Source organism: Paenibacillus sp. FSL R7-0331, from assembly GCF_000758645.1.
Taxonomy (GTDB): domain Bacteria; phylum Bacillota; class Bacilli; order Paenibacillales; family Paenibacillaceae; genus Paenibacillus_AQ; species Paenibacillus_AQ camerounensis.
Genome location: NZ_CP009284.1, coordinates 2,051,335 through 2,077,001, shown reverse-complemented (window position 1 = coordinate 2,077,001; position 25,667 = coordinate 2,051,335). Strand labels below are relative to the sequence as shown.

The following is a 25,667-nucleotide window of genomic DNA, read 5'->3' as shown; positions in this document are numbered from 1 at the left end:
TGGAAGCAGGCTGCCACTCTGTCCAGAAGCTCCTTCCGTGCATTGATAATATTCGGGCGCAGGAAACAGGGTTCGCGCCAAGTTAGCTGTCGTCTGTACGATTCCGCACGGGAAGTCAAAAGGGCTGTCCCATCAGCATTGCTTGCTGATGGGACAGCCCCCTAATATAAATAAATTACGCGCATTTCGCTACAGACCCCAAATCCGGTACACAATCACCGCCGCTTCCGCGCGGGTGAGCGTGTCACCTGGTGCAAGCAGGCCGTTCTTGCCCGTGATAACACCGGCTTTAACAAGCAGGGATGCGCTGTCTGCGGCGTATCCGGCTACTTGCGCCGCATCCGGATATGCATTCAGGCTACCGTTGCTGGTTGCAGCGGCTTTGCCCGCTGCCGCCAGTGCCCGCGCTGCAATCACCATCATTTCCTGACGGCTGATCGGATTGTCAGGACGGACGGTACCGTCTGCATAGCCGCTGATGATGCCAAGCTGATGTGCTATAGCCAGCCCGTTGCTGTAATCTATACCGGCCGGGACATCGCTGAAGCCGGAAGCAGCGGAGCCGGTTCCCTTCAGCTCAAGCGCTTTGACGAGCATTACGACAAAGTCGGCCCGCTTCACGGGTGCTGCCGGGGTGAAGCTGCCTTCAGCAGATCCCTGCACGACACCGCGCGCAGCCAGGGCTGTAATAGCCTCTTTAGCCCATGTCAGCTTCTCCAGCTCTGTGAAGCTCACTGGATTATAGGCAACTGCATAGGTGCCGGAACCGGTAATATGGAACACAAGTGATCCGCTAGCCGCATCATAGCGGCTGTTCGGAATTGGCGTCAATCCGCCCGTGCTGCCCAGCTGACCTGCTATGAGGGCTGCCGGATTACCAAGCTGCGCCGAAGCAGGTGTGTATGGGATGGCAACCTTTACCGGAGCATCTGGAGCGCCCAGGGCAATCTCCTTGGCTCCTGCCGTCAGGCTCAGGTCAATAACCGGACCCTCACCTATAAGGGTACGGGCTACGCTGGCAAGACTATCCTTAACAGCCTGCTTTACATGGACGGATACGTACTCCGTATCTGCCGCTGCACCGGATAGTACATCACCCGGAATCTCAATTGAGGCAGCTGCCGTCTTTACCAGCAGTACAAAGTTTGCCTGCCCTTTAAGGCTTTGCGCCGGAAGCTGCAATTCATAGGCGGCAGCATCTCGCTGTTCAGGCAGCTCGATTCCAATATGTTTAAGCCCGTCAATACCAAGCAGCGCCTGTTCAAGGGCTTTCGTCAGGTTATCAGCAGAGACGTCCGCTTTAACCTCGCCGCCGGTGATCTTAACCTCCGGTTTGAGCGTAACAACACCGTCCTTATTTTCTGCCGTAACAGGCTTTGGCGTAGCCATAGTGTTGGTACCGCCTGGAATTGCAACGGGTGACGGGGTTACTTCCGGAGTCGGCGTTGGCGTTGGCGTCGGTGTAGGCGTCGGTGTAGGCGTCACTTCCGGTGCATCAGGCTTGCCAGTGAGTGTAAGCACACCGTATACCGAGGTATCCTGATACCCGTTGCCGGTAGTATCGTTCCATGCGGCCACACTTTGCCGCGCGCCATCCTTCGCATCATTGATCTGCACGTCGAAGCCGAGCTTCTTAGCATTGGCCGGAGTAACGCCGGTTAGCGGAATTTTTACTTCAACCGTATAGTTGGTTCCTGATACTTTGGCTGCAGAAGTGAATCCTGCCGCAATCCTGTCGGGATTAAAGGTAGTTTCGTTATTGAAATTGATCCGGAACTGGCCGTCATCGTCCTGATAAAAGGAGGTTTTTCCGTTATTCTGATCCACAAAAATCTCAACCGAATCCTGCTCCCAGACATTCGCGCTTGCCTTATCCAGCTGTGCATCGCTGACCTGAACCAGCACGTACAGATTCTGGTCATCCCATAGGGCTTTGGCTATACCGCTTGCCCCCTGCCACGCCAGCTGGTAGCGGTTAACTTGCATTTCGGGTACACCTGTCCAGAGTGCATCTACTGTCCCGTCAATGACCGGTGTGCCATATACCGCATTAGACACGTTAGCGTCCGTCGTATCCGGCTGGTGCTCCGCTATATATTTTACCGGATCAATAACGCCATAATATGCCGGCTTGGCCTGCAGGCTCTTGTCAAACAGCAGCGGATTGGCCGAGGCTCTCCAGCTCGTATTGTCATCCATCCCCCAGAAGGTGACTCGTGCAATGTTCGCGGCATGTTCCTTGTAGAGGCCCATAAGCTGGGCGTACAGATACCCTTGGGCATCGGCCAGCTTTGCTGACAGCTCATAGTTGCTGCCTGCCTGAATGTCGAGCTCCGTGACGCTTACCTCCACCCCAAGGGAGATGAATTTTTCGAGTGAAAGCCTGACGTTCTCCGGATTGGTGTTTACGTTGTAGTGCGCCTGCATGCCGATACCGTCGATCAGCTGTTTGCCGGGATGACTAAGCGCATACTTATCGTTCAGTGCTTTTACCATGTTATAAATGGCCTGGGCTTTATTCTGATTGTCCTCATTGTAATCATTGTAGTACAGCTTGATGTTCCATTCCGGATGCTCATCCAGCACTTCGCGTGCCGCCAGAAAAGCCTGCTCGACGTAATCTGCTCCGATTGCGGTTTTCCAAGGGGCCTGGCGCAGCGACGACTCCCAGTCGGCCGGATTCCCCGGATTATCATTCATCGCCTCGTTCACGACATCCCAGGAGATCACCTTATCGCCAAAATGCTCCATCACAGTACGGATATGGGTCCGCAGATTCACAAGGGCCTCTTCCCTGCCCAAAGGTACGCTATTACCCTCCACATCCTTGCCCGTATTCATCCACACCGGTGACTGCTGATGCCAGACCAGGACGTGACCGTGCATCTGCATGCCTTCTGCCAGCACCTTATCGACCATCGTATCCGCTTCGCTAAAGGTAAATTCGCCCTTCACATTCTGCAGCCCATCCGGCTTCATCACATTGCCTGCCGTGGCCACATTATGATGCATCTTCAGCAGCTCCAGCCGTACCCCTTCCAGATCCTCAGCCGTAATAGCATTCCCGATCAGAAAATCATCCCGGTACGCATCCTTAACCGGAACCAGATCCTTCTGGATAGCAACCGGACCAGTACCCGTATGCTCAAAGCTGATATCGTCAATGTAAAAGGAAGCGGCAGCGTTATTTGAGCTCTCCACGTAAATGGTCAGAAACTCGTCGCCCACGCTGTTATAGCGGTAGCTGCCTTCAAATTTCACCCAGCCGTCAGCGGCGCTGATAGTCTTAGGGGAAAGCGCAACATAGTTGGCGCTGCTGCCGTTGCCGACCTGTGTAGACAGCTGAAGCTGCGAGCTGGCAGGGTCGATCAGCTTGACCCAGGCGGAGATCTTGTATTCGCTGCCCTTGTCCACATATTTCTCCACACGCAGCGCCGGCCCGTGCCAGGTCGAAGTCCTTCCTTCCACCTTCAAAGCGTAAGAGCCTTCTGCCGTATGGTTTGCTTCATCCGTTACCGTCAGTGTCTCATTTCCCGACCTGCCGGTGAAGCCGCCTGCGGTCTGATCTTCAAAGGTAATCGTGCTGAACGGTAATGCCGGGTCTCTGTCCGGCTCTTCTCCGCCGCCTGAGGCTGCTTTTCCGGTAATCAGCACATCTCCGATGTAGAACGAAACGGCTTTGCCCGCCTCATTGGAATTAATGCGCAGCGCCTGATCCTTTGACGTATCTGCTATGAATTCCTTAGTCAGTGTAACGGCCTTACCCGCCTCATAGGCTGCTTCAGCATAGTTCCCGTAGCTGTTCACGGTTTGCAGTGCCGCTTTTGCGCCTTCAGGCAGAATAACAGCGGCGTCAACGTATACCACGGCAGTCACTGTATAAGTCTCCCCGTTAACAAGTCCGAGATCGCTGAATTTAAAATCTGCCGCGTCCCAGTTGTTCACCCTGTTGCTTACATACAGCGCCGCACCGTCAGTGTTACCGTCGAAGGGGATACCGTTAACCGCAGCCAGACTGGCCCCGCCGGATTGACCGGCTTTACCTGCTCCACCCGCAAAGGTCTCATGATAAACCGTTGTTACTTCCGCTTGGCCCGTTTCTGTAGCCCGGGATACTTGGGATGCCTGCGCTGCGGGAGCAGCCCAGCCTAACGGTAACAGCAGACTGGCTGCTAATATTGCCGGGAAGACCCGCTTGAACATTCTACTCATGCACTGCACTCCTTTTTTTATCAATTTGTACCTGCCCTTCAAGTTAAGCGCTTACAAACCTTTCCTGAACAGCCCCCCTCCTCAAGCAAAATCGTAGCACACCCGCAAAATCACTGTCTTTCTCCAAACTAAAGATGATACCGTACTTTTTATATAACATTTGAGTCAGCAGCCGGATCTGTGCTCTGGAAGAGGGGGAAGCAGCTTTAACTATGCTTCTCGCAGTGGCCGCTAATCCAAATATGTGGAAAAACGACCACTAACTCTTTCTGCGAGTATAGAAAAGGCCAACTTAAATGGATAAAGGCAAGCTAATTTTACTGTTTTGGGCTTAAAGCGGGGGATAGAGCGGAATTAAGTATCCATTATCCAACTAACCCGTGAAAACTCAGGAATACAGCAGAATTAGGTGGAGAAAATCTACCTAAATATTCAGCAGCCTTTATTCCAGTGAAAAATGATCTCAATACACTTCAGCCTCCCTGCTCTCCCCGTCAACCGTCTGCTGATATCAGCTCTCTGTGAAGTAATCTATTGAACAGTAAGAGCAGTCACTCACTAACCCAAAGCACAGCAAAAAGCCGTATAACTTAAGGTTATACAGCCCGTCCGCTTAAAGTTTACTCTAAACCCATTGAACCGGCCTATTTCCCGCCTGCCAGCTCTGCCTCACTCTGCCCCGTTATCACGGACACAATGCTCTCCCGCAGCACATCGGCATCACGCGCCTGGAACGGATCGGCGTTCCAGATTACGGCATCGGCCAGGTAGCCTTCGGCAATCCGGCCTAAATCATGCCCTCGCCCGAGAATTTCAGCCGCGCCGGAGGTAGCGGATTGCCAAGCTTCCGCGCGGGTCAGGCCGTAATCCAGCAGTGTATCCAGTTCCTGCAGATTGTAGCCGTGCAGTAACGGAGTGGCATAGTCTGTGCCAAAGCCGAGGCGGACGCCCGCGCTTCGGGCATAGCCGATGGCCCGGGAGTGCGCCTCGGCAGCACGGGCAGCACGGTCGCGGATCACCGGAGGCAGTGCCAGCACGCCGGCCGGATCTGCAGCAATCCGGTAGATTGACGCCGTAGACACATAGGCAGTCCGCGATTCGGCCAGCCTTCCTGCCTGGTCTGCAGTCAGGAACATTCCATGCTCGACCGATTCGACGCCGGCCCGGATAGACCAGTCAACGGTCACCCCGCCCCAGGTATGGACCAGCACCTTGATCTGATTGGCATGGGCATGGCGGACAATGAAGTTGAACTCTTCTTCAGAGAATACAGGCTCAAGCACTTTCTCTGCTGGTGCACCAAGGCCTCCGGTTGCCATAATCTTAACCCAGCCTGCTCCGGTAGCATAAATCTCGGCCAGCCGGCCTTCCAGGAACTTTGTTCCCAGCGCATCGGCTGAACCCAGCATTTCACTGCTGGTCTCAACCCTCAGCGGGTTCCCATAGTTCCGGACCAGATGGCGGATGGTCTGAGGCGTAATACCGCCTGCGTCCCGTGCAGTCGTTACACCGGTCCGCAGGGTAGCTCCAAATGCCGCACCCTGCATGGCCTCCACCTCACTGCTTGTGCGCTTCAGCTGATCTGCATGGTCAAAGTCCGTCCAGGCGAGATGCGTATGGAGGTCGATAATGCCGGGACTGATCCAGAGACCGGGTTCTGATTGAGTAGGCTCTGCCGGCCGATCCGGCTCCTGCTGTGCAAATGGCTCTGTATGGTCCAAGGACTCAATCTGCGCCCCTGGCTCCGACTCCTTCACAGACGTAAATCTGCCGTCTCTGATAGAAATATCGTAACGCTTGCCTTCAATCCCTGCGATGCGGATTGCTCTATAATCCAGCGCCTCCGGACGTTTGTTAAGCATGGGCATTCCCCCATGCTGCCCGGACCGCCTGCAGCGCTGAAGCGGCGTCTTGTTCGAGCAGCTCCGCCAGCGTTTCAACCGCCTTTTCCACGCTGAGCAGGCTTGCATTTACGCCAAAATGATTGATCCGCAGCAGACGGCCGTTAAGCTCCCCGTCTCCCGGAGCAACAATGCCGACAGGCTGCGTAATTCTAAGACGCTGATCCCCGCCAATGCGGACGGTGGTCGTCAGGGTGGAATATTGCCCGCTGTCCTTCTGCCAAGGCTCAAGTCCAAGTACCTTGATGCCGGCATGGGCAGAGGCTGCCGCAGCCCTATGGCGCGAGATGACCTGATTCAGGCCTTCTACTTCAACCGCCTCCAGCGCTTCAATCAGTGCTCTGGCCTCCAGCGCCGGAATATTGGGCGGAACGCGCACTGGCTCTGCACCATCCGGGGACGGCTTCAGATCCAGCAGAGAAAGTATAGAGTTACGCGGGGCGTTCTTATTGGACTCCAGGAACTTCCAGCCGCGCGGTGAAATGCTGACGGCGCTGACTCCGTTGGGTCCGCCCAGCGCTTTTTGCGCTCCGACAGCGGCAAAGTCAACATCCCACTCATCCACCAGCAGCTCTTCACCGCCGACTGCCGAGACGGAGTCCGTTACCGTGATCAGGTTGTGGCTGCGCGCAATACGCAGAATCTCCTTAGCCGGGTTCGAGCCTCCGGTCACAACCTCTGCCTGCACGAAGGATATCGCGTCCGGCTTAACCCGCTCAATGGCTGCGGCAACCTGCTCAGCCGGCACCACCTCATCAAACGGGACCTTCACTTCCACCACTCTTGCCCCGCCGCGCTCCAGCCACTGGCCGAACAGGCTGCCGTATGGCCCTGTTACAACATTAATAAACGTCCTGCCCGGTGCAGAAATGCCTGCGGCGACCGCCTCGATCCCCAGAATTGCCTCAGCAGGAATGATAACGGGAGGATGTTCGGTAGACAGCAGCCGGGAGAGCTGGCTGGTCAATGTGCTGAATTCAGCGCGTGTCAGCGGCACATATCCTTTATGATCTTGGTTCATGTAGTCCTCCTGATGGTTTCTTAGTCGGCATTTGGGGAACTGCAGACAGCAGCTCACGGCTATAGGCTGCTTCCGGACGGCTAAAGAACCTGTCCTTCTGGCTAACCTCAACCAGCCTTCCCTGCCGCATGACAGCAACTTTATCACTTACAGCATGTATAACACCCAGATCATGGGAAATAAACAGCATAGTCAAATTAAGCTCTGACTTGAGAGTGCCCAGCAGCTCCAGCACATTCAGCTGCACGGATACATCAAGGGCACTGGTCGGCTCATCGGCAATCAGCAGGCTCGGCTCAACGCTTAGCGCCCGGGCAATAGCGATCCGCTGGCGCTGGCCGCCTGAGAATTCATGAGGATATTTGTCCAATGCCTTCCCGTCAAGCTGCACACGCTCCAATAGCTGCCTGGATCTCTTCTCCACCTCTGCGCGCCCTACGATCTTATGAAACAGCAGCGCTTCAGCCAGAATCTGCCGGATCGGGTGCTTAGGATTCAGCGAGGCATCCGGATTCTGAAAGATCATCTGAATGCTCTTACGCTGCTCACGGGTCCGTTTTCTGGAGAGCGGCTCTGCTCCCAGCAGAAGCTGGCCCTCATCCGGGATAATCAGCCCGGCAATTACCCGTGCCAGCGTGGACTTGCCCGACCCGGATTCTCCAACAAGACCGAGAGTAGTATGCCGCTGCACCTCAAGCCGGATATTATCCAGCGCTGTAAATCCTCCGTAACGTACTGTTACATTGTTAACCTGCAGGCTCAGGTCCATAAAGCACCGCTCCCTTCAGCCGCAAGCTCCGGCACAGGCAGCACCGAGTTAATAAGCATCTGTGTATACGGATTGTGCGGATTCTGCAGAACACTTAACGTATTGCCATGCTCCACAACCTCCCCTTTTTTCATCACGGCCAGCCTGGAGCACATCGCGGCAGCAACCGCGAGATTATGGGTTACAAAGATCATCGCAAAGCCCAGCTCCTGCTGCAGCCGGCCCACTGTCTCCATGATCTGCTTCTGTACCGTAACATCGAGCGCCGTTGTCGGCTCATCGCAGAGCAGAATGCCAGGCTTGCAGGCCAGAGCCATTGCAATAACGATCCGCTGGCACTGGCCGCCGGAGAGCTGGCCGGGATAACGGTCCGCTTTGCGCAGTGAATCGGGCAGCCCGAGCATATGCAGCAGCTCCAGCGCCGCGGCGCGGGACGCTTTTCGGCCTATCCGCTGTCTGTAATAGACTACTTCGGTTACCTGCTTAACTACCGGGCAGAGCGGGTCCAGCGCCCCCCTAGGGTCCTGGAAGACCATCGCGCTGTCTGATGCACTCCGGATCACTCCTCCAGTCTGGTCGACACCGCGCGGAAGCAGGCCAAGCACCGCACGCAGCGTTAGCGATTTGCCGGAACCCGATTCACCGACCAGGCCCAGGCTCTCCCCCTGGTTAAGCGATAAGCTGACATCCTTGACCAGCGCCTCCTGCGATTTGGCAGTCAGCGTCAAGGCCTCTATTTCCAAAACGGGTGTTGTAGCCATTATTTTTTCCTCCATAGATCTGCCAGCCCGTCGCCCACCAGCGACAAGGCAATCCCCGTGTATACCACGGCGAAGCCCGGAACAGCCGAGAGCCACCAGGCGGTCGAGATAAAGGATTGCCCGTCCGCAATCATCGTTCCCCAGTCGGGAGTCGGCGGGGCGATACCAATGCCGAGATAGCCGAGCGTAACAATCGCCACCAGCAGGCCGACCATATCCGTCATCAGCACAACTACTGCCTGCGGCAGTACATTGGGCAGCAGATGCCGCAGAATAATACGCGGGCCGGACAGTCCCAGCGTCTGGGCTGAAGCAATCCACTCCTGTTCCCGGAATGAGGCGCTAAGTCCGCGGACAACCCGGGCGAACACAATCCAGCCGACGAGAATAAAAGTGATATATATTCCGCGCTGGCCCGCTCCGCTGGCAAAGGCCACAATAATGACGATCAGGTAAAATGGAAAGGCAATGAACGTATCTGTAATCAGGGTAATGATGTTATCGGCCCATTTTCCATAGTATCCTGCCACCATTCCCAGAAAGATACCGGTACAAAACGGGATAATCTCCGCCAGCACCATAATCGTCAGGTCAGTCCGGGCAGCGTAGATCAGTCTGGTGAACAGGTCCCGCCCCAGCTGGTCAGTTCCCAGCCAGTGCGCGGCGGAGGGCGGCTGTAAAAACGCGCTTAAATTCTGCTCCGTCGAGTCATAGGGGCTGATGTACGGAATGAAAATAGCCAGCAGGATCAGCACAGCGAACATTATGCTTCCTGCCAGCAGGGACGGAGTATTTAGAATCCGGCGGATCAGGGAAAACCCGGCTCTGTCTGTCTGCAGTTCAGGGTAAGCTGTTGTATTTTTCATCGTGATCCTTTCGTCCGGGGATCAAGCCACTTGGCTGCAATCTCCACCAGCAGGCTGATAATCACCACAGAAACCGCACAATACAGCGCAATTCCCTGGATGACCGGAAAATCCCGGTTTGAAATGGAAGTAAACAGCAGGCTGCCGATGCCCTTAATGCCGAACACCTGCTCAACAACCAGCGTGCCGCCAATCAGATAGGATATGTTAACACCCAGCAGCATCAGTGTCGGCAGGGCTGAATTTCGCAGCACATGCTTGAACAGAATAACCCTGCCGGGAATACGTGCAGCCCTAAGAGTGACTACGAAGTCGGATTCCAGCACCTCCAGCATCTGTGCCCTTAAAGAGCGGACAAGCGTTGGAATCTGTGAAAAAGCGACCGTAACCGCCGGTAGCGTCAGGCTGTACAGCATGCCGGACCAGCCTTCCCCCACACCGCCCACAGGAAACCAGCGGAGCCGGACACTAAGCAGCATAATGAAAAGGATGCCAACCCAGAAGATTGGCATACCCAGAGTAATCGTAGGAAAAATACGGATCAGATGATCCGGCAGCTTGTCCTTATTCGTAGCCGCAATCGTAGCAAGCAGGAGGGCAATCACTACTGCAATGACACAGGCCATTGCAATCAGCAGCATGGTTACCGGAGCACGCTCAGCTATCAGCACCCGTGTTGAGGTTCCCGAGATAATGGAATTACCGGTATCGCCGGAGGTGAACAGCAGCTTCACAAACCGGATGAACTGCTCCCAGAGCGGAAGATCCAGTCCGAGTGTATGATGCATGGCTGCGATGGCTTCCGGAGTACTGTATTCACCCAGAATCATTTTTGCGGGGTCACCGGGAACGATACGGATCAGAAAAAAGACAGCGGTCATCACACAGAGGATAACGACAGCGGCTCTGATTAGAGCCGCCGTCAGCCATCTGTAGGATGTACGATTACCTGCTGCAGAACTTTGCAGCTTGCCCGGCATCATCATTGACCAATCCGCACGTCTTCAAAGCGGACGCTGCCGTTAGGCAGTACGGTAAGTCCCTCTACCGAAGAACGGGCGCCGATCAGAATGTCAGGGTAGTAAAGAGGAATGTAAGGCACTTCATCAGCCAGCGTCTGCAGGAGCTTGGTGTAAATCTCGGCCCGGGCGTCGCCGTCTGCTGTTTTTTGTCCTTCATACAGCAGCTTGGTTACTTCGTCATTGGTATAATGTGTCCAGTACGATTTGCTGAAGCCTTCCGGATCAGTCTGGAAAGCCAGAATCGAGTTCGCTTCCGGAGAATCAGCCTGGCCGCTGTTCAGCATGGCAGAGAAATCATAAGCGAAGAACCGTTCACGGAAGGAAGCCAGCTCAATGGATTCAATCTCAATTTTGATGCCAATTGCCTGGCCTGCCGCCTGAATAATCTGCGCTTCCTGGGCTCTTGTGCTGTTGCCGGAGGCCACCAGCAGCTTGGTGCTGAAGCCGTTAGGGAATGCGGATTTGGCCAGCTCAGCTTTGGCCGCTTCGACATCATAGCCCAGTGCTTTTATCGTGTCATTCGCATTGTAAGGAATAGTCGTTGGCAGCAGTGAAGTGGCCGCCTTGGCATAACCGAAGGTCAGCGCTTTGGTCAGGCCTTCACGGTCCAGTGCCAGTGCCAGCGCGCGGCGGACATGCACATCCTTGAAATGCTCATCCAGTGTATTGAAGAACAGCTGCTCTGTTACCCAGCTGCCGTTAGTTACTACAGCTGTATCTGCACCATTCTTCAGCTCTTCAGCATTCTGAAGGGCAAGCGCCTCAATAGCGTTCACTTCTCCGGCCTTCAGCTGGTTAATAGCCTGGCTGTCGTCTTGAATCAGCTTATAGACGAGCTTGTCAATCGCCGGCTTGCCTTCCTGCCAGTAGCTTGTGTTCTTGACGAATGTCACATCACCTGCAGGGTCCCATGCTTCGATGGCGAACGGGCCGGTGCCGATTGGCTTTTTGAAGAATTCTTCTTCTGTAACCCCGCCGAAATCAGCCGGGATAATTCCGTTGGAGAAGTTGGACAGCTCTGAGATGAACGGAGTATACGGCTCCTGGAGTTTAATTACCAGCGTCTTGTCATCCTGCACAGTCACACTGTCCACCTTGGCTGCAATGGCCAGCGGGCCGCCGACCTTCAGGTGGCGCTCCAGCGAGAATACAGCATCCTTTGCTGTTACAGCATTGCCGTCAGAGAACTTCAGACCGTCGCGCAGCACAAAGGTATAAGTTAATCCGTCCTCACTGATGGTATGGGAGGCAGCCAGCCAATCTACGATTTCCCCTTCACTGTTAAAGGCAACCAGGGATTCAAAAACCTTATCAATCGCAAAAGCATTGTTTGAGGTAATCTGATTATGCAAATCAAATGAGGTTACTGCAGCAGGCCGTCCGTAAACAAAGGTTCCTCCCGCCGCCGGCTCGCTGGTGCTGTTGCCCGCATCCGCTGTCTGACTTGCGCTTGGCTGGGCCGTTTCGCCGGAAGCAGGTGTATTGTTCTGTCCGGAGCATCCCGCAATCACCGCCATTAATAGAACTGCCACTGTTCCTGACCATAACGATTTTTTGATAGAAGACGTAAACTGCATATCTGAACTCCCCTTCCTATAAACCTTATATGTTTAGTATGGATTGTATTATGGCCCATACTAAACCCCCTGTCAAACAAAATTCACATAATGCCAGAGCGGGTAAAACTATTATATCCAATACAGGAAATGAATCCGTTTTAATTGCGAAAATATCATTTTTCTCAGCATATCTGATTACCAGATTCTTCAGATCAGCTTATGCGCAAACCATTTATCTCCTCTGAACCGCCATAGGAAAACAGCCCCGCGGACAGCCCACTCGCAGTTCATCGCCATCCAGACTCCGAGCACCCCATAGCCGAGCACAATCCCGAGAATATAGCCCAGTACAACCCGGAACAGCCACATCGACAGCATCGAGGTAATGGAGGTAAACCGGGAATCCCCTGCTGCCCGCAGCGCAGACGGGAGAATAAAGCTGACAGCCCACAGCGGAATCTGGGCAACCGCATTGACCAGCAGCACTATAAACAAATCATCGATGATTTCCGGAGGCGGAGAAAAGATAGATACCAGCGGATGGAACAGCGGCATCAGAATCAGCGTAACCAGGACATAGGAGCCTGAACCGATCCATAGAAAGGCTTTGATAAATTTTCTGGCATCAGCAACATTCCCCCGCCCGATGCTTTGCCCGACTACCGTTACAATAGTTAGCGACAGCGCACTTGCCGGGATCTGAAACACCATGGCCAGAGAGCCTGCAATGGCATTGGTCGCAATGGCATAGGTACCCAGGCTGACGATAAAAATCTGGGTCAGCAGCTTGCCGCCGTTAAAGAACATCTGCTCCGCCGCAAAGGGGACGCCGATGAACATAATTTTGCGCAGCATATCAAGCGGAACTCGGAGAAGATCGCGCATGCGCACACGCAGAGCCGTATCGATTTTGAACAGGTACACAAGGGCACAGATCATTCCCGCATACCGCGCGATATTGACCGCCAGCGTCATGCCCAGCACACCCATATCCAGCAGATTTATAAAAACAATGTTCAGGAGTACGTACAAAAGATTCATAATCAGTGACAGCATCAGGGAAGCCCGTGTCCGGCCCACACCCCGCAGCGCACCGCATACGGCCTGAACTACGGCAATCCCCAGATAGGAGATACTGCTGCCTATCATATAAATCCGGGCATTATCCAGGACATCGGCAGAGGCTGACCCGAACAGAAGATTTAAGATCGGGGAGTGGAAGCCCATCAGCAGAAGACCGATTCCTACAGAGATCAGCGATACCGAAGTAACGGAACCCGCTGCAGCCTGTGACACCATCCGGTCATTTCCGCTGCCCTTATACTGAGCCACCACCACTGTCCCGCCGGTCGCTATCGCCACAAATACATTGATCAGAAAAATATTCAGTGAATCCACCATATTCACCGCACTGATCGCCGCCATTCCGGACGAGCTGATCATCGCTGTGTTGACCAGGTTCAGCCCGATGATGAAAGCCTGGTCGATCAGGATGGGAAGGAACAAGGCGATAATCTGCCGGTAATCCATCCCTTCCCCGGTAAGGTATTTTTCCAGCCATTGCTTACTGCGTATTCGAGCCTGAAGCTGCATAAACATATCACATTCTTTTCTGTAGAATTTGAGAGCACAAAGTACATTCCTTCCAGTTTACTACAAAATCACCCTTTCGTCTGTTAAACGGGTGGTTACTATACAATAGGGATGGTCCGTGACCGTATAATGTTATGCTCAATAATACAAATAACCCGGAGGCTTATGCCTCACGGGTTATTCCGGGTTAAAGCAGCGTCAATTGTGCTGCACATTCTATACACCTTAATAGAGCACGTCCTTAGAGCGCAACTTCACCGCCAGGGTAGAGGGTGGAGCTGTACAGCCGTTTGGGCTGCGGAAGCTGACGGCCCGGATGAACCGGCGTCAGCGGAAGCGGCTCACCGGCATAGACTGCCGCCAGCTCATCCGTATAGATGATAACCTGCTCAGTGCCGCTGCCCAGCAGATCCCCGTGCACGGCATAGCCCTGCTCGGCAAACTGTGCAACTATGTTCATTTTACCGTCATATAGCGCAGGCAGCACGCCTTCGCCGCGCCGGTACGCCAGAATGTAGTCAGGCGCGTTCTTCCAGAAGCTGCTGACCGCATCCACGATTGTGAGCCAGCCGTCCGTAGTGCGCTCCTCTTTCCAGAGCTCCCGGCCGTTCTGATCCAGCAGGAACATGGCGTCCTTTCCCTTGAGACCCTTGCCGTCATCCTCGCGGACCATACGGTCAAGCCCGGCAATCTGCAGTCCGGGCAGCTCAGGACAGAAGCGCCCAAGGGCCAGATGCTGGGATTCAATGGAGCCCTCGTACCGCCACAGCTCCTGTCCGTTCCGGTCATACATGACTGTAACACTTCCCCCGACCACCAGCTCGGGAAGGCCGTCGCCGTTCACATCACCGACCCACAGGCAATCTGCGTGATCATCCAGATCATGGCAGCTCCACTTCAGCTTTCCGTCGGCATCCAGAAGATCATAACCGGCCATAACCTCATCACGCCCGTCACCGTCGAGATCGGATACCCATGGATAATGGCCCACATTGCCTTCATGAGTCCACAGCAGCTGAAGGTTTTTGTCGAGTGCCCACAACTTGTGGTAACGGTCCTTGAGGATAATGTCAGAAGGGTGCTCATTACCGCTCAGATTGGCAATAATGATGCAGTCATGCGCTTCAGCGGAGGGAAGCTCGTGTACTGCCTTCACTTTTCCGGTTGCCCCTTCCAGTATTTGCAGCTTATCATCCATGACACACAGCACCTCAAGCGCACCGTCACTGTCAATATCATAGATCTGGGCCGGATAATCCGAGCCCTGGCTTCCTGCACCCTCATCCGGCTTACCGGTCTGCCACAGCAGCCGTCCGTCCAGATCATAAGCGGTCAGACACTGCACCTGATGCGGAATGTATCTGACATCCTGGCGGTTATCCGGCTGCACCAGCAGCAGCTCAGCCCTGCCGTCCCCGTCCAGATCCCCGATCAGCATTTTGCATCTGGGACCGGCAGCCGAAATGTCAATTCCGGCCAGCCGGTGCAATGATTGATTGTTGGTATGGTTGGTGTTATTCACAGTTGCTCCTCCTTGTCTCCTATCCGTTTGCCCCGCCTGCAGCAGGTGCAACCAGTCGTCTCTCCCGGCCTGCTCCGATTATTAACCCAAGTCCACTGTCTGCCCGCCCGGCACTTCAACGATTTGACCGTCAACCTCGAGCCAGACCGCAGCAGCATTCGGATTATATACAAAATCCCGGCTAGCCGAAAAAATCAGACTCCGGCAGGCCTTCATATAATGGACAAACTCCAGATTGGTGGCATACCAGATGTCATCCCGGCCGCCGGCCATGGCACAAAAGCGCTCCATGAGCTCCCAGTTATTATCGTTGTCGAATTCGTAGCTGTGTCCCCATACATACATCAGATACAGATATTGCCGTTTAAACAGTCCGACAAAATTCTCCCCGTGTTCCAGCAGTCCCCGGTTGTGATGGCAGGTTGCCGGCCATTCCAGAAAGTCTTCCGGCAGGCCGAAGCCGCCGGTGCTCTGTACGGTCCGGGCATACTCAATACCCAGATGCGGCAGCAGCTTTTTGATCTCGGCAGTATACGACCCGTTCGGGTAAGACATGCCGCGGACCGGCTGATGCAGCAGCGCCTCCAGCGCCTTGCGGTCCTCCATAATTTCCTCAACAATATATTCCTGCGGACAGCGTGCCATCGTCGGATGGCGCCGCGTATGGGCACTGACCTCATGGCCCTTATAGAGATCAGGAATCTCCTCCGCTGTAATCCGGTCCCCTTCTCCCAGCAGGCCGGAATTCAAATGGAAGGTTCCTTTGATTCCATATTGATTGAACAGGCCGACCAGCCGCTCATCCGCACGTCTGCCGTCGTCGTAACTCATTGTCAGTGCCTTGTGCCGGCCTTCCGGATAGCAGTAATACACTCCAGGCATTGCTGTTACGCCTCCTTCTCTATATATAGATGTATCCCAAGTAAAAATAGCGCCCACTCGGCAGCTTCCGGGCCATTCAAGGCGCATACACAACCAGATCGCTGTACTCTGCAATCAGCGGTGCCATCTGGCGGAAGCCGATCCGGCCGCCGGCAAGCAGCGGACCGTAGGACGAGCCGTCATCGGTCCACTTCAGCAGCGGCAGTCCGTTAATTGCAAAGGTTACTGCAGGTCCCTGCTTCACTACCAGAATCTCGTAGGCAACGTTCATATCGGCAACACCCGGCAGCGGATCAGCGCCCTGAGCGACCAGATGGAAGCCGTAGCTTTTGCGCAGGTTACAGGTGTGAAAGGCACGTTCCTCCTCCCACATCCGCCGGAAATACGAGATATGAAAAGCATTCATCTCCCCGTGATGGTACTGGTCATATTCCCCGGTCCGTCCCGGCAGCGACGGGTCAAACAGGTCTTTGCCATTGGCGCCGGCGGCAGCGAAGAACAGAATCGCCAGTCCAGGCTCGCGCAGCGGCCGGAATTTCCACGATACTGCCAGATCCCCCGGAAATACCTCAGGACACCAGAACACAACATTAGCTTTCTGACCCTCAGAAGCAGCCCGCGTGCTCTCTAGCCGTAACCGGCCCATCGGAAAGGTTACAGCGCCGTCCCCCTCCATCCGGAATCCGTCCGTTTGCTCCGGGTCCGCCAGCGTATTACGGTATATCTCCCGCCACTGCTCTGGGATCAGCGCTGCATTCTGCTGAGCGGTCATTCTTCTGCCCCCTTCACGGAATCACGCTCCGGCAAGGCTTCTGCAATCAGCTCCAGTGCAATAATCGTATTGAGCGACCATTGGGAGGCTTCGTTCGTATTCATCCAGTCAATTTCATTCAGCTCTTCCATGTAAGTAACCGGCGTCTGCGCTTCCTGCAGATTGATTGCACCGAACGGATTCTCAAGCAGGATGTTCCAGCAGCGGTCAGCCGTTGCCCGGTCATCCTTGTACCATGCCCCGTAAGCAGCAATAGCGACACTCAGTACAGGGTGCTCAAAGCGCAGCTTGCCTGTAATTGCTCCTCCTGCATAAGCATCCTTTTCTTCCTGCGGCAGGTTATAGAACACGCCAAATTCAGCGAGTATATCCTCCCATACCGGGTCCTCCAGCATCATGGCGAGCTCGAACCACACCTGCGGTCCGCCCATACAGATTGCCAGATGCCGGCCCCAGTTATCATCACCCATCGGGCTGAGGATGCCGGTTTTTGGATCATATCCGTAGGTTGGACCGGAGATAAGCCGCAGATTGGCTGCTTTGATGCCGTCCAATCCGGTCAATATTTTATCGCGGTAAAACGTATCTTCGTACCGTTCCCACCGGGTCATCCAGTTCGAGCTGAACGCCGCCCAATCCGGGCCAACCCGCACATGTGTCGGAAATTCATCCTTGGGAAAATAAGCCCGCATCGGGTCCAGCGTCACCGTCGTGTAGTCGGCATCCTTCACACTGTCCATAATGTCGCCGATCCGTTCATCACCGGTAAGATAATAGTAATAGCGGTGCAGCCCGGCCATAGCGATCCGCGCTTCCTTGCAGCCGCAGCCCCAATGCACCACGTTATGCCGCGAGCCAAGACCCGCATACTCCCCGAAGTGATAGACGTCCACCTCGCTGGTATGCCGGGTCATCGCCTCGGCCATGCGGAATATATCCGCGCGCCCGGTTCTCAAAAAGCTCACCCACAGCCACATATTCGGCACCAGCTCCGCATTCTGCCAGGCGCAGCCCCCCAGATCATAGTTCCAGACATGGCGCACGGGATCGTAGCTGTGCATGAAATCGCCGTAATCCCACAGGCCATACCATTTGCGCTGCTCCAGCTCCGCCTGGTAGAAGGAGATAATTCCGGCCAGCCGCTCCTCCAGATATGCCTTGGCAGGTGTGCTTCTATCCGGCAGGCTCCATAGGCCAAATGCCCGGCTGCGGTGATAATACTCCGGTTCACAGACGAGGAGCGGCGGATGATCAGCCTCCCGCTGCATCCGCAGCAGCCCGGCGGAATCCGGTGTCCCCGAAGTGCACCACAGGGTCAGCTCGTTGGTATTGGCAATACCATACGGGGTAGCACGCAGCTCCTCTGCTCCTTCATATGAAGACTCCACATGGGTCTTCGTATCGTAATGGCGCAGATCCATCGCCGGAACCTCCGGCGACCAGAACCAGACGGTCAACCCGGCTTCATCGCCGGCAGCACCGCTAAGCTCAAGACCCGACGGATGCTTCTGCCAGAAATCCTTCACTCCGGCAGCCAGACCGCCGCCCTCCGAGCCGATATAGCCCAGCCCTCCGGCACGCCGCCCCTCTGCTCCCTTGATCCAGACACAATCCGGGCCGGTACGCTTATGGACGGCAAAATGCTCCGAGGAATCCTGAACGAGCCGGAAGCTGTCCCATACTGCCGAATCCCGCAGCAGTCCGGTGAAATAGGCATCCTCCCCGGGGTCGAACTGCAGGTTGCGGCCTTCCAGCTGGGCAGCGAACAGCTCTGCATATTTCCCCTTGGTTCTGCGGGTATGGAGTGTTTTTGGCGATTCGCTGAAAATGCCCTCACTGCCTGCAAACCGGATATGACGGTTATACAGCGGTCCGCTCAGCGGCACTCTGAACCGGATACCCAGCCCCTTGATGAAATCCTGCTGCGGGTTACCGTCATAATAAAAGGTATGCACTAGCCGGATCGACTCAAGCCCGGCATAAAAATACAGCCGCAGCGTATAGGGAAGCCACTCTCCTGCTCCGTTACTGCTGCGGTGCCGGCCGTCCAGACGGATCACAGCGCGCAGCGGCCCGTTCTCCTCCAGGGCGGCCTGTCTGGTCACGCCGGTGAACCGTTCCTGACGCAGTGTCAGCTCACCGCTCAGCGTATCCCGCTGCTCACGCAGACAGACCAGCTCGCTTCCGCTGCATACCCGCTGTCCGTCTCTTGCATTGACATCCTTTATATCTCCTGAATGTCCGGAATTGCTATCTGAAGCGCCTGCTTGCTCCGGTCTCCGGCGCAAAATCTGCGAGATTGGTCCCGCACCGTATTTACCTACAGTACAAATAATCGCACCTGTATCCACGATGTAAGCTTCCTCCGTCTCACGGACGGATACCTTTGCTGTATACTGGACGGCTTCCGGCTTTGTATAACGTTCCAGTGTATACCCTTCCGCTCCGCCTTCCGGGCAGACTGCCGAATGAAACGACCATTTAATAGTACCGTCCGGCCAATAAGCGGCCGGACGGCTTTGCAGCGGCAGACGGGAATTGCCGTCCGGCCCGCTAAGATAAAGATCGGCGAGCTCCTTGCGGTTTAACTCTCCTTTGGTCCAGGGAACTCCCCATGTAACCCCCGCAGCCGCGGCGGGTTGGTTCAGCCAGTGTAAATGGATCGGCAAGGCTGAAGACAAGGCTGTCATCTCCTTTTTAGACATCATACGGGCAGTAAATCTTGGCTTATACAAGCCGCCGCAGAGCACGTTATGGCGCCCATCCGTATAGCCTGCCAGCTACCAGCCTACCGGCTTCCGGTGCCCTTCTCCCCTTCATGCCGGCTCAGCTCACGGTAGCGTGTCGGTGTGATGTCCTCCTGTTTTTTGAATATCCGGTTAAAATAGCTCTGCTGATAGCCGACCTGCAGCGCAACATCGTTCATTTTCAGATCCGTGTCACGAAGCAGCTCTTTTGCTTTTTCAATCCGAAGCTCCGTTAAATAATCAATAAAGTTCTGTCCGGTCACCCGTTTAAAAGACTTGCTGAGCAGGAACGGGCTTGTCCCCGTATAATCCGCGCAGCTGTCCAGTGAGATATTGTCCATATAATGCTCTTGAATGTACAGCATGGCCTGATCAATCGTCCGCCGGATACCGGCGTCTGAACGCTCGGACAGCTCCTTCAGGAAAGGAGAAACGACTTGGTCACGGAACCATGGCAGAATCATACCCGGCTCATGAATCTGTGACAGGCCGGCGTAAAGATTCTTGCCTTTGAACAGCTGGTTCGGCGCAATCCCTGCTTCCAGCACAGCATGCTGTACCGCACCGAGCAGATGCAGCATCCCCTGCTGCACGTCAATTACCTTAGCGCCGTCAGCGGATAGCGTGGTGAGGAATTCCTCCAGCAGCCGGTCTGCCTCCTCCGCTTCGCCGGTGCGCAGCGCCTGAATCAGGCCACGTTCCAGAGCGAACGAATATTGCGGCATATGAGCGCCCTCTCCTTCCCGTTCCAGTTGCTCCAGGCTGACTACCTGGTTACCGCCCCCGTATCTGCGGTGCTTCGCTGCCTGCTTTACTGCTTCAAAAGAGCGGGGAATACTTGAAATATGTTCCATCGGTGAGCTGTATGCCACAGTAGCCTGCAGCTTAAGCATCCGGTTAAGGGTGGCAGCCATCTCTTCGCCGAACGCCTGTACCCGGGCCGCCTCCGGGCCGCTTCCCCGTTCAATCAGCAGGATGCCGGCTGTAAGGTTGTGCAGATTGACTGTCTCCGCCTGATCAAAGTGCTCAGCTGCCAATTCTCCGATAATATTAACCGCCGCAAAAGAGACCAGGCTTTCGTCACCGCTGCGGAACTTAGCCTCAAGACTGGAAATACCTGTTAGCTGAATGTATAGCACCACGAAGACACAATTGTCTACTTCCCACTTGTACTGCTTCATCCGGCCTAACAGCTCCTGCTCGGAAAAAGCATAGTGATAGCCGAGAAACAGCTGGTGAAGGAAGCTGCGCTGTACATGCGGCAGCTGCTCCGAAAGGGTGTATTGCAATGCATTCTGCTGCCCGTGCAGATTCTGCCAGTGCCGCTCGATCAGCGTCACCTCATCCTCACGGTCTCCGGAGGCATCGTGCTCAGGGAGCAGCGTCTTCAGAAGACGGCGGAAAGGCGAATAGATCCGGCGGGAGGCAATCCAGGACAGAACCGCCGCGAGCAGCAGCGCACTCAGGCTGACTGTAATAATGGTTCTTGAAAGCTCCACCACCGGGGAGGTTATGCTTGAAATCGGTGAAGCGGATACATAAGCCCATTCGCTGGAAATCCGGGAGAAATCACCGTAGGTCACCGCATAGGTAACCCCGTTCCAGTCATACAGGAAGGATGTGCTGTCACCGCTGCCTCTTGTTTCTATAGCCGTCTGCAGCGCACCAACAAACGGCGTGGGGGCATTATCAACCCCGCTTCCGGAGATGAACAAGCCGCCTGATTTCTGCAGCATATACACTTCTCCGCTGTTATACGGCGTCATCGTCCGCAGCATGTCTGCAACCTTCTGTGTATCCATCCGCAGCAGCAATACCCCGAACGGCTCTAGGCTGCCGCCGGGAATATGGTGCACAAGTGTCAGTTCTTTAGACTTAGGCTTCGCCGGGTCAAATGCCGTCTCTGTCCAGTAGGTGCTTTGCTCCGTCTTCATCAGCTTTTCATAAACGGCAGCTCCGGAAGACGTTACCGTACCATACTCTGTGCCGAACAGCACCGGACGCTCATCGGCCAGATACAGCTCCACCTGACGTGCCATGGAATTGGAGCCCTGCATGACTAGCAGCGTCTTGGTGATGTCCCAAGCCCGCTCGTGATCCATTGTAAAATCCATACCCTTGAGGCTATAGTCAAACTTGGGATCAAAGGCCCAATGAGCCAGCATCAGCTCCAGATTGGACAGCTGGTCATCAATATTGGCGGCACGCTGCTCGATCTGCCGGTTGTGCATCTCGAGCAGCTCGTCCTCCAGGCTTCCGCCCGCCATCCAGTATACAAGCAATCCTATGATCAGGCCGGGAATGGACGAGACAATCAGCACAATAATCAGATTATTGCGGTAATACCGTCCCTTGCGCCCCTTCCATCCCCGTATAAAGCCCTTCCGCTTTTCTGTCGTTCCATTCTCCATGTCTATTCACCAGCCGAATTCATAGTTTAGCATTGCAGCCTTGCGGCGTTAATGGGGCTATTCCGGCCGGTACATGGAGCGTGGCCGGATGCTATTTACCCAATTTTGCGTACAATTCGTTCATTTCTTTTACCAGCTCGTCTCCGCCTGTCTTGCGCCATACGTCAAAGGCTGATTTCAGCCCGGCTTCGTCGATTTGTCCGACAATAAACTTGATGCGCGCATCATTGATGACATTATCAAGCTGTGAGCCTTTTTGTGTATACACAGTAGAGATCAGTGCTTCTGCCGGGTTAACTACGATAGTTGCTTCATTTGTCTTTTGCAGTTCCGTCTGCTTGTTCCGCAGTTCCGTCTGCTTAATCTGCTTCGCGGCTTTTGCGTTCTCATCCGGAATATAAGGAACCATCTGGTTCAGACCTTCGACTTCAGATTCCAGCAGAACAGTGTCTGTTGAACGTTCTACAAAACCATCCACAAGGTTATAGTGGACACCCTCAATTCCGTATCCTGTCAGCGTTTGCAGTTCCGCATCATTCACCTTATCCAGGAAAGCCAGCACCCGCTTCAGCTCATCCTCTGTTTTGACGGAGGATTTCGGGATAGCCAGCATACCGGCGAAGCCGGAAGTCGGGAGTGTATGCAGTTGTCCGTCCTCTCCCTTAACGCCGCCTATAACATCCATGTAGTGACGGTCCGGCTCATCTTTGCCTTCTTTTTGCAGTGCAGCATGAATCTTGTCGTCAATCCGTGCAGCAGTGTCCACTACGTCGACAATAACGCCAGCCTGGTTGTTAACAACCGGATCACTCCATTTAGAGCTGTCCATAACGGCGAAGTCGGAGTTGACCAGCTGCTCATCATACAGCTTTTTCATAAATTTAAGCGCTTCCACATACTCCGGATATTCATGCTCAGGTACAAGCTTGCCATCCTGGATGCCCCATTTATTCGGAGATCCGAACCACAGCTTCATCGCATCAAAGCCGCTGGCCCAGCCGCCGGTCCACTTTACCATTACCATGCCGTAGGTATCGTCCTTGCCGTTACCGTCCGGATCCTGCTCTTTAAACGCTTTCAGCATATTATAGAACTCGTCCACTGTCTGCGGAGTCTCAAGACCCAGCTTCTCCAGCCAGTCTTTGCGGAATACTACACCGTTGCGGCCCAGCGCCCGGCCTCTGTAAATTCCGTAGTTCTTGCCGTCAATGGCCGAGTTGTTCAGAATGACCGGGTTAGCCTGGCTCAGGTTAGGATAATCCTTAAGGTAGGGTCCAACCTCCCAGAACGCGCCGGATCTTGCCGCATTGACAAAGCTCGAAGCCTTCACATCTCCTACATAAATAATATCGGGCAGTTTGCCTGAAGCAAGCGTAATGTTGAATTTATCGGTATAGGAAGCATTCGGTACCCATTCAAAATGGATATTAGTATTGGTCAGCTCTTCCAGCTTGGCAGCAACGGGGCTGTCATCCTTCGGATAATTGGTTTTAAAAATCGGCAGCATCAGCGTCAGATCCAGCGGCTTCTCTGTTTCCGTTCCCGCTGTAGCCTCAGACTTGGCATTTCCTTCACTGCCTGCAGTTCCTGCTGCATTCTTTGTTTCATTGTTACTTCCACAGCCTGACATTACACTTACAATCATAATAGTTGACAGTACTGTAAACAACCGCTTTTTAAATTTAACGGATTTCTTTCCTGCTAAACCTTGATTTTTCATGATTGGCCTCCCTTTATATGTTAGCATAACAGATTACCCTTTGACTGAACCGAGCATCACCCCTTTGGCGAAATGTTTTTGCAGAAACGGATAGACACACATAATCGGAAGTGTGCCGACCACGATTACGGCCATTTTGATCGACTGCTCAGGCGGCTGTATGAAATTCGGGTCCATCTGGCTGAGGTCGCCGGCTGCCGACTGGGACAGCATAACGATCTGGCGCAGCATTACCTGCAGCGGCCACTTGGATGGATCATTGATATAGAGCAGCGCCGAGAAGAAGTTATTCCAGTGCCCTACCGCGTAAAAGAGCGTAAAGGTCGCAAGCACCGGCTTTGAGAGCGGAAGCACGATTTTCCACAGCAGGCCAAGCTCACTGCAGCCGTCAATCCGTGCCGCCTCCTCCATTTCCACCGGAAGCTCCTGGAAGAAGTTTTTAACAATAATCAGATTGAACGCGCTGATTGCCCCCGGCAAAATCAGGGCATTTAAGGTATCCAGCAGCTGGAGATCACGGATGACCAGATAGGTGGGGATCATGCCTCCCCCGAACAGCATGGTGAAAATAACCAGATTCAGGATCATATTGCGGCCCATCAGATACCGCTTTGCCATCGGATAAGCCATGGTTACGGTAAAGAACAAATTGACAATCGTCCCGACAGCCGTCACATATAAGGAAACCCCGATGCTTCGTACAATCGTATCTGTTGAAAAGATGAATTTATAAGCATCGAACGAGATCGTTGTAGGAATCAGGAAGACCGCACGCTTCGTAATTTCCGCCTCAGTTGCGAACGAACCGGCGACTACGAACAGAAACGGCAGTATGGCGGTGATTCCGATAATTCCCAAGATAATGTAATTGAAGATGTCAAAGGTGATCTCACCCGTGCTCCGATATTGCTTCTTAACCACGCAAACAGCCTCCCTCTTAGTAAAGTCCCGATTCGCCGAATTTTTTGGCGAGCCAGTTGGTGCCGAGCACCAGTACAACACCGATTACGGATTTGAACAGCCCGACAGCCGTACTGTAGCTGAATGCCCCCTGGGTAATCCCCAGCGCATATACATATGTATCAAAGACTTCAGCAACTTCGCGGTTGAGCGCATTCATCATCAGATAGATCTGCTCGAACCCGTTGTCCAGAATGGTTCCCATCCGCAGAATCAGCAGAATTACAATCGTGCTGCGGATCGCAGGCAGTGTGATATGCCAGATCTGACGCAAGCGGCTTGCTCCGTCCATTACAGCTGCTTCATATTGCTCCACATCGACACCGGCCAGCGCAGCGAGGAAGATGATTGTTCCCCATCCGCATTCCTTCCAGATTGTCTGGAGAATGATCATCGGCCGGAACCAGTTAGGGTCGGCGAGGAAGTCAATTTTGCTTCCTGTATACGTATACAGGAATTCATTCACTGCTCCGCCCTGAGTGGTCAGAAATACATAGGATATACTGGCGACGATAACCATGGATATAAAATGCGGCACATAAATCAGTGTTTGAATCGTTCGTTTGTAGAAAGACAGCCGTATTTCATTTAATAGTAGAGCCAGTATAATCGGTGCCGGGAAAAAGAACACCAGATTCAGCAGTGACAATACAAGCGTGTTACGCAGCAGCATGAAAAAGTCCGGGTTCTGGAAAAATGTGCGGAAATGCTCAAGTCCGACCCATTCGCTTTTCATGAAGCCCAGGAAGGGCTGGAAATCTTTGAATGCGAGCAAAATCCCCCACATTGGTACATATTTAAATACCAAAAAATACAGGAGTCCCGGGGTTAGCAGGATGTAGAGCCATTTATCGCGCTTTAGACGTTTGAAGACCATCTCCCGCTTACTGCGGTAGGCGCCAGTATGAATCTCCGCCGTTCCCATCGCCGCTCCTTGTTTCATTACATT

General features: G+C 54.1%; 17 protein-coding genes. All 17 read right to left on the bottom strand.

Features of this window, described 5'->3' with window-relative positions:
* Positions 1 to 189: 189 nt before the first annotated feature.
* The 17 genes from R70331_RS08520 to R70331_RS08440 all read right to left on the bottom strand — a co-directional run bounded on the left by R70331_RS08520 (position 190) and on the right by R70331_RS08440 (position 25,595).
* Positions 190 to 4,212, bottom strand: a complete 4,023-nt coding sequence (locus R70331_RS08520) for a glycoside hydrolase family 10 protein (protein WP_042174544.1) — start codon at positions 4,210 to 4,212, stop codon at positions 190 to 192.
* Between the two features lie 644 nt (positions 4,213 to 4,856).
* A complete protein-coding gene (locus tag R70331_RS08515) occupies positions 4,857 to 6,074 on the bottom strand; it encodes an amidohydrolase family protein (RefSeq protein ID WP_042174542.1) in 1,218 nt (405 codons plus the stop codon).
* Positions 6,067 to 7,134: an aminotransferase class V-fold PLP-dependent enzyme gene (locus R70331_RS08510; RefSeq protein WP_042174540.1), complete on the bottom strand. Its 1,068-nt coding sequence runs from the start codon at positions 7,132 to 7,134 to the stop codon at positions 6,067 to 6,069. The genes R70331_RS08515 and R70331_RS08510 overlap by 8 nt, the downstream gene beginning before the upstream one ends.
* Entirely contained in the window at positions 7,118 to 7,903 is a 786-nt protein-coding gene (locus R70331_RS08505; protein WP_042174537.1) for an ABC transporter ATP-binding protein, read from the bottom strand. The genes R70331_RS08510 and R70331_RS08505 overlap by 17 nt, the downstream gene beginning before the upstream one ends.
* Entirely contained in the window at positions 7,894 to 8,664 is a 771-nt protein-coding gene (locus tag R70331_RS08500; RefSeq protein ID WP_042174534.1) for an ABC transporter ATP-binding protein, read from the bottom strand. Before R70331_RS08500 ends, R70331_RS08505 begins: the two co-directional genes overlap by 10 nt.
* Positions 8,664 to 9,530, bottom strand: coding sequence for an ABC transporter permease (locus R70331_RS08495; RefSeq protein ID WP_081947542.1), 867 nt, complete (start codon positions 9,528 to 9,530; stop codon positions 8,664 to 8,666). The genes R70331_RS08500 and R70331_RS08495 overlap by 1 nt, the downstream gene beginning before the upstream one ends.
* Positions 9,527 to 10,516, bottom strand: coding sequence for an ABC transporter permease (locus R70331_RS08490; RefSeq protein ID WP_231576427.1), 990 nt, complete (start codon positions 10,514 to 10,516; stop codon positions 9,527 to 9,529). The genes R70331_RS08495 and R70331_RS08490 overlap by 4 nt, the downstream gene beginning before the upstream one ends.
* Entirely contained in the window at positions 10,513 to 12,129 is a 1,617-nt protein-coding gene (locus R70331_RS08485) for an ABC transporter substrate-binding protein (RefSeq protein WP_042174531.1), read from the bottom strand. The genes R70331_RS08490 and R70331_RS08485 overlap by 4 nt, the downstream gene beginning before the upstream one ends.
* A 189-nt stretch (positions 12,130 to 12,318) precedes the next feature.
* The gene (locus tag R70331_RS08480) at positions 12,319 to 13,704 is read right to left on the bottom strand and encodes an MATE family efflux transporter (protein WP_042182357.1); all 1,386 of its coding nucleotides are present in this window, start codon (positions 13,702 to 13,704) and stop codon (positions 12,319 to 12,321) included.
* Between the two features lie 241 nt (positions 13,705 to 13,945).
* Positions 13,946 to 15,142, bottom strand: coding sequence for a hypothetical protein (locus R70331_RS08475; protein ID WP_231576495.1), 1,197 nt, complete (start codon positions 15,140 to 15,142; stop codon positions 13,946 to 13,948).
* A gap of 165 nt (positions 15,143 to 15,307) precedes the next feature.
* Positions 15,308 to 16,108, bottom strand: a complete 801-nt coding sequence (locus R70331_RS08470) for a polysaccharide deacetylase family protein (RefSeq protein WP_042174526.1) — start codon at positions 16,106 to 16,108, stop codon at positions 15,308 to 15,310.
* Between the two features lie 76 nt (positions 16,109 to 16,184).
* Entirely contained in the window at positions 16,185 to 16,880 is a 696-nt protein-coding gene (locus R70331_RS08465) for a DUF1961 family protein (RefSeq protein ID WP_042174524.1), read from the bottom strand.
* Positions 16,877 to 19,570 (bottom strand): exo-rhamnogalacturonan lyase family protein, encoded by a 2,694-nt coding sequence (locus R70331_RS08460; RefSeq protein ID WP_081947833.1) that lies wholly within the window; start codon positions 19,568 to 19,570, stop codon positions 16,877 to 16,879. The genes R70331_RS08465 and R70331_RS08460 overlap by 4 nt, the downstream gene beginning before the upstream one ends.
* 98 nt (positions 19,571 to 19,668) lie before the next feature.
* The gene (locus tag R70331_RS08455) at positions 19,669 to 22,038 is read right to left on the bottom strand and encodes a helix-turn-helix domain-containing protein (protein ID WP_042174519.1); all 2,370 of its coding nucleotides are present in this window, start codon (positions 22,036 to 22,038) and stop codon (positions 19,669 to 19,671) included.
* 91 nt (positions 22,039 to 22,129) lie between these two features.
* Positions 22,130 to 23,758, bottom strand: a complete 1,629-nt coding sequence (locus R70331_RS08450; RefSeq protein ID WP_042174517.1) for an extracellular solute-binding protein — start codon at positions 23,756 to 23,758, stop codon at positions 22,130 to 22,132.
* Between the two features lie 33 nt (positions 23,759 to 23,791).
* Positions 23,792 to 24,679, bottom strand: coding sequence for a carbohydrate ABC transporter permease (locus R70331_RS08445; RefSeq protein WP_042174515.1), 888 nt, complete (start codon positions 24,677 to 24,679; stop codon positions 23,792 to 23,794).
* Between the two features lie 16 nt (positions 24,680 to 24,695).
* Positions 24,696 to 25,595 carry an ABC transporter permease gene (locus tag R70331_RS08440; protein ID WP_425280472.1) on the bottom strand — a complete coding sequence of 300 codons (900 nt, stop codon included), beginning with the start codon at positions 25,593 to 25,595 and terminating at the stop codon, positions 24,696 to 24,698.
* Between the last annotated feature and the right edge of the window lie 72 nt (positions 25,596 to 25,667).

Excerpts from the sequence above, each read along its gene's own strand:
- R70331_RS08520 (WP_042174544.1), bottom strand. The coding sequence starts at position 4,212 with ATGAGTAGAATGTTCAAGCGGGTCTTCCCGGCAATATTAGCAGCCAGT.
- R70331_RS08515 (WP_042174542.1), bottom strand. The coding sequence starts at position 6,074 with ATGCTTAACAAACGTCCGGAGGCGCTGGATTATAGAGCAATCCGCATC.
- R70331_RS08510 (WP_042174540.1), bottom strand. The coding sequence starts at position 7,134 with ATGAACCAAGATCATAAAGGATATGTGCCGCTGACACGCGCTGAATTC.
- R70331_RS08505 (WP_042174537.1), bottom strand. The coding sequence starts at position 7,903 with ATGGACCTGAGCCTGCAGGTTAACAATGTAACAGTACGTTACGGAGGA.
- R70331_RS08500 (WP_042174534.1), bottom strand. The coding sequence starts at position 8,664 with ATGGCTACAACACCCGTTTTGGAAATAGAGGCCTTGACGCTGACTGCC.
- R70331_RS08495 (WP_081947542.1), bottom strand. The coding sequence starts at position 9,530 with ATGAAAAATACAACAGCTTACCCTGAACTGCAGACAGACAGAGCCGGG.
- R70331_RS08490 (WP_231576427.1), bottom strand. The coding sequence starts at position 10,516 with ATGATGATGCCGGGCAAGCTGCAAAGTTCTGCAGCAGGTAATCGTACA.
- R70331_RS08485 (WP_042174531.1), bottom strand. The coding sequence starts at position 12,129 with ATGCAGTTTACGTCTTCTATCAAAAAATCGTTATGGTCAGGAACAGTG.
- R70331_RS08480 (WP_042182357.1), bottom strand. The coding sequence starts at position 13,704 with ATGCAGCTTCAGGCTCGAATACGCAGTAAGCAATGGCTGGAAAAATAC.
- R70331_RS08475 (WP_231576495.1), bottom strand. The coding sequence starts at position 15,142 with ATGCTGATCGGGGATCTGGACGGGGACGGCAGGGCTGAGCTGCTGCTG.
- R70331_RS08470 (WP_042174526.1), bottom strand. The coding sequence starts at position 16,108 with ATGCCTGGAGTGTATTACTGCTATCCGGAAGGCCGGCACAAGGCACTG.
- R70331_RS08465 (WP_042174524.1), bottom strand. The coding sequence starts at position 16,880 with ATGACCGCTCAGCAGAATGCAGCGCTGATCCCAGAGCAGTGGCGGGAG.
- R70331_RS08460 (WP_081947833.1), bottom strand. The coding sequence starts at position 19,570 with ATGACAGCCTTGTCTTCAGCCTTGCCGATCCATTTACACTGGCTGAAC.
- R70331_RS08455 (WP_042174519.1), bottom strand. The coding sequence starts at position 22,038 with ATGGAGAATGGAACGACAGAAAAGCGGAAGGGCTTTATACGGGGATGG.
- R70331_RS08450 (WP_042174517.1), bottom strand. The coding sequence starts at position 23,758 with ATGAAAAATCAAGGTTTAGCAGGAAAGAAATCCGTTAAATTTAAAAAG.
- R70331_RS08440 (WP_425280472.1), bottom strand. The coding sequence starts at position 25,595 with ATGGTCTTCAAACGTCTAAAGCGCGATAAATGGCTCTACATCCTGCTA.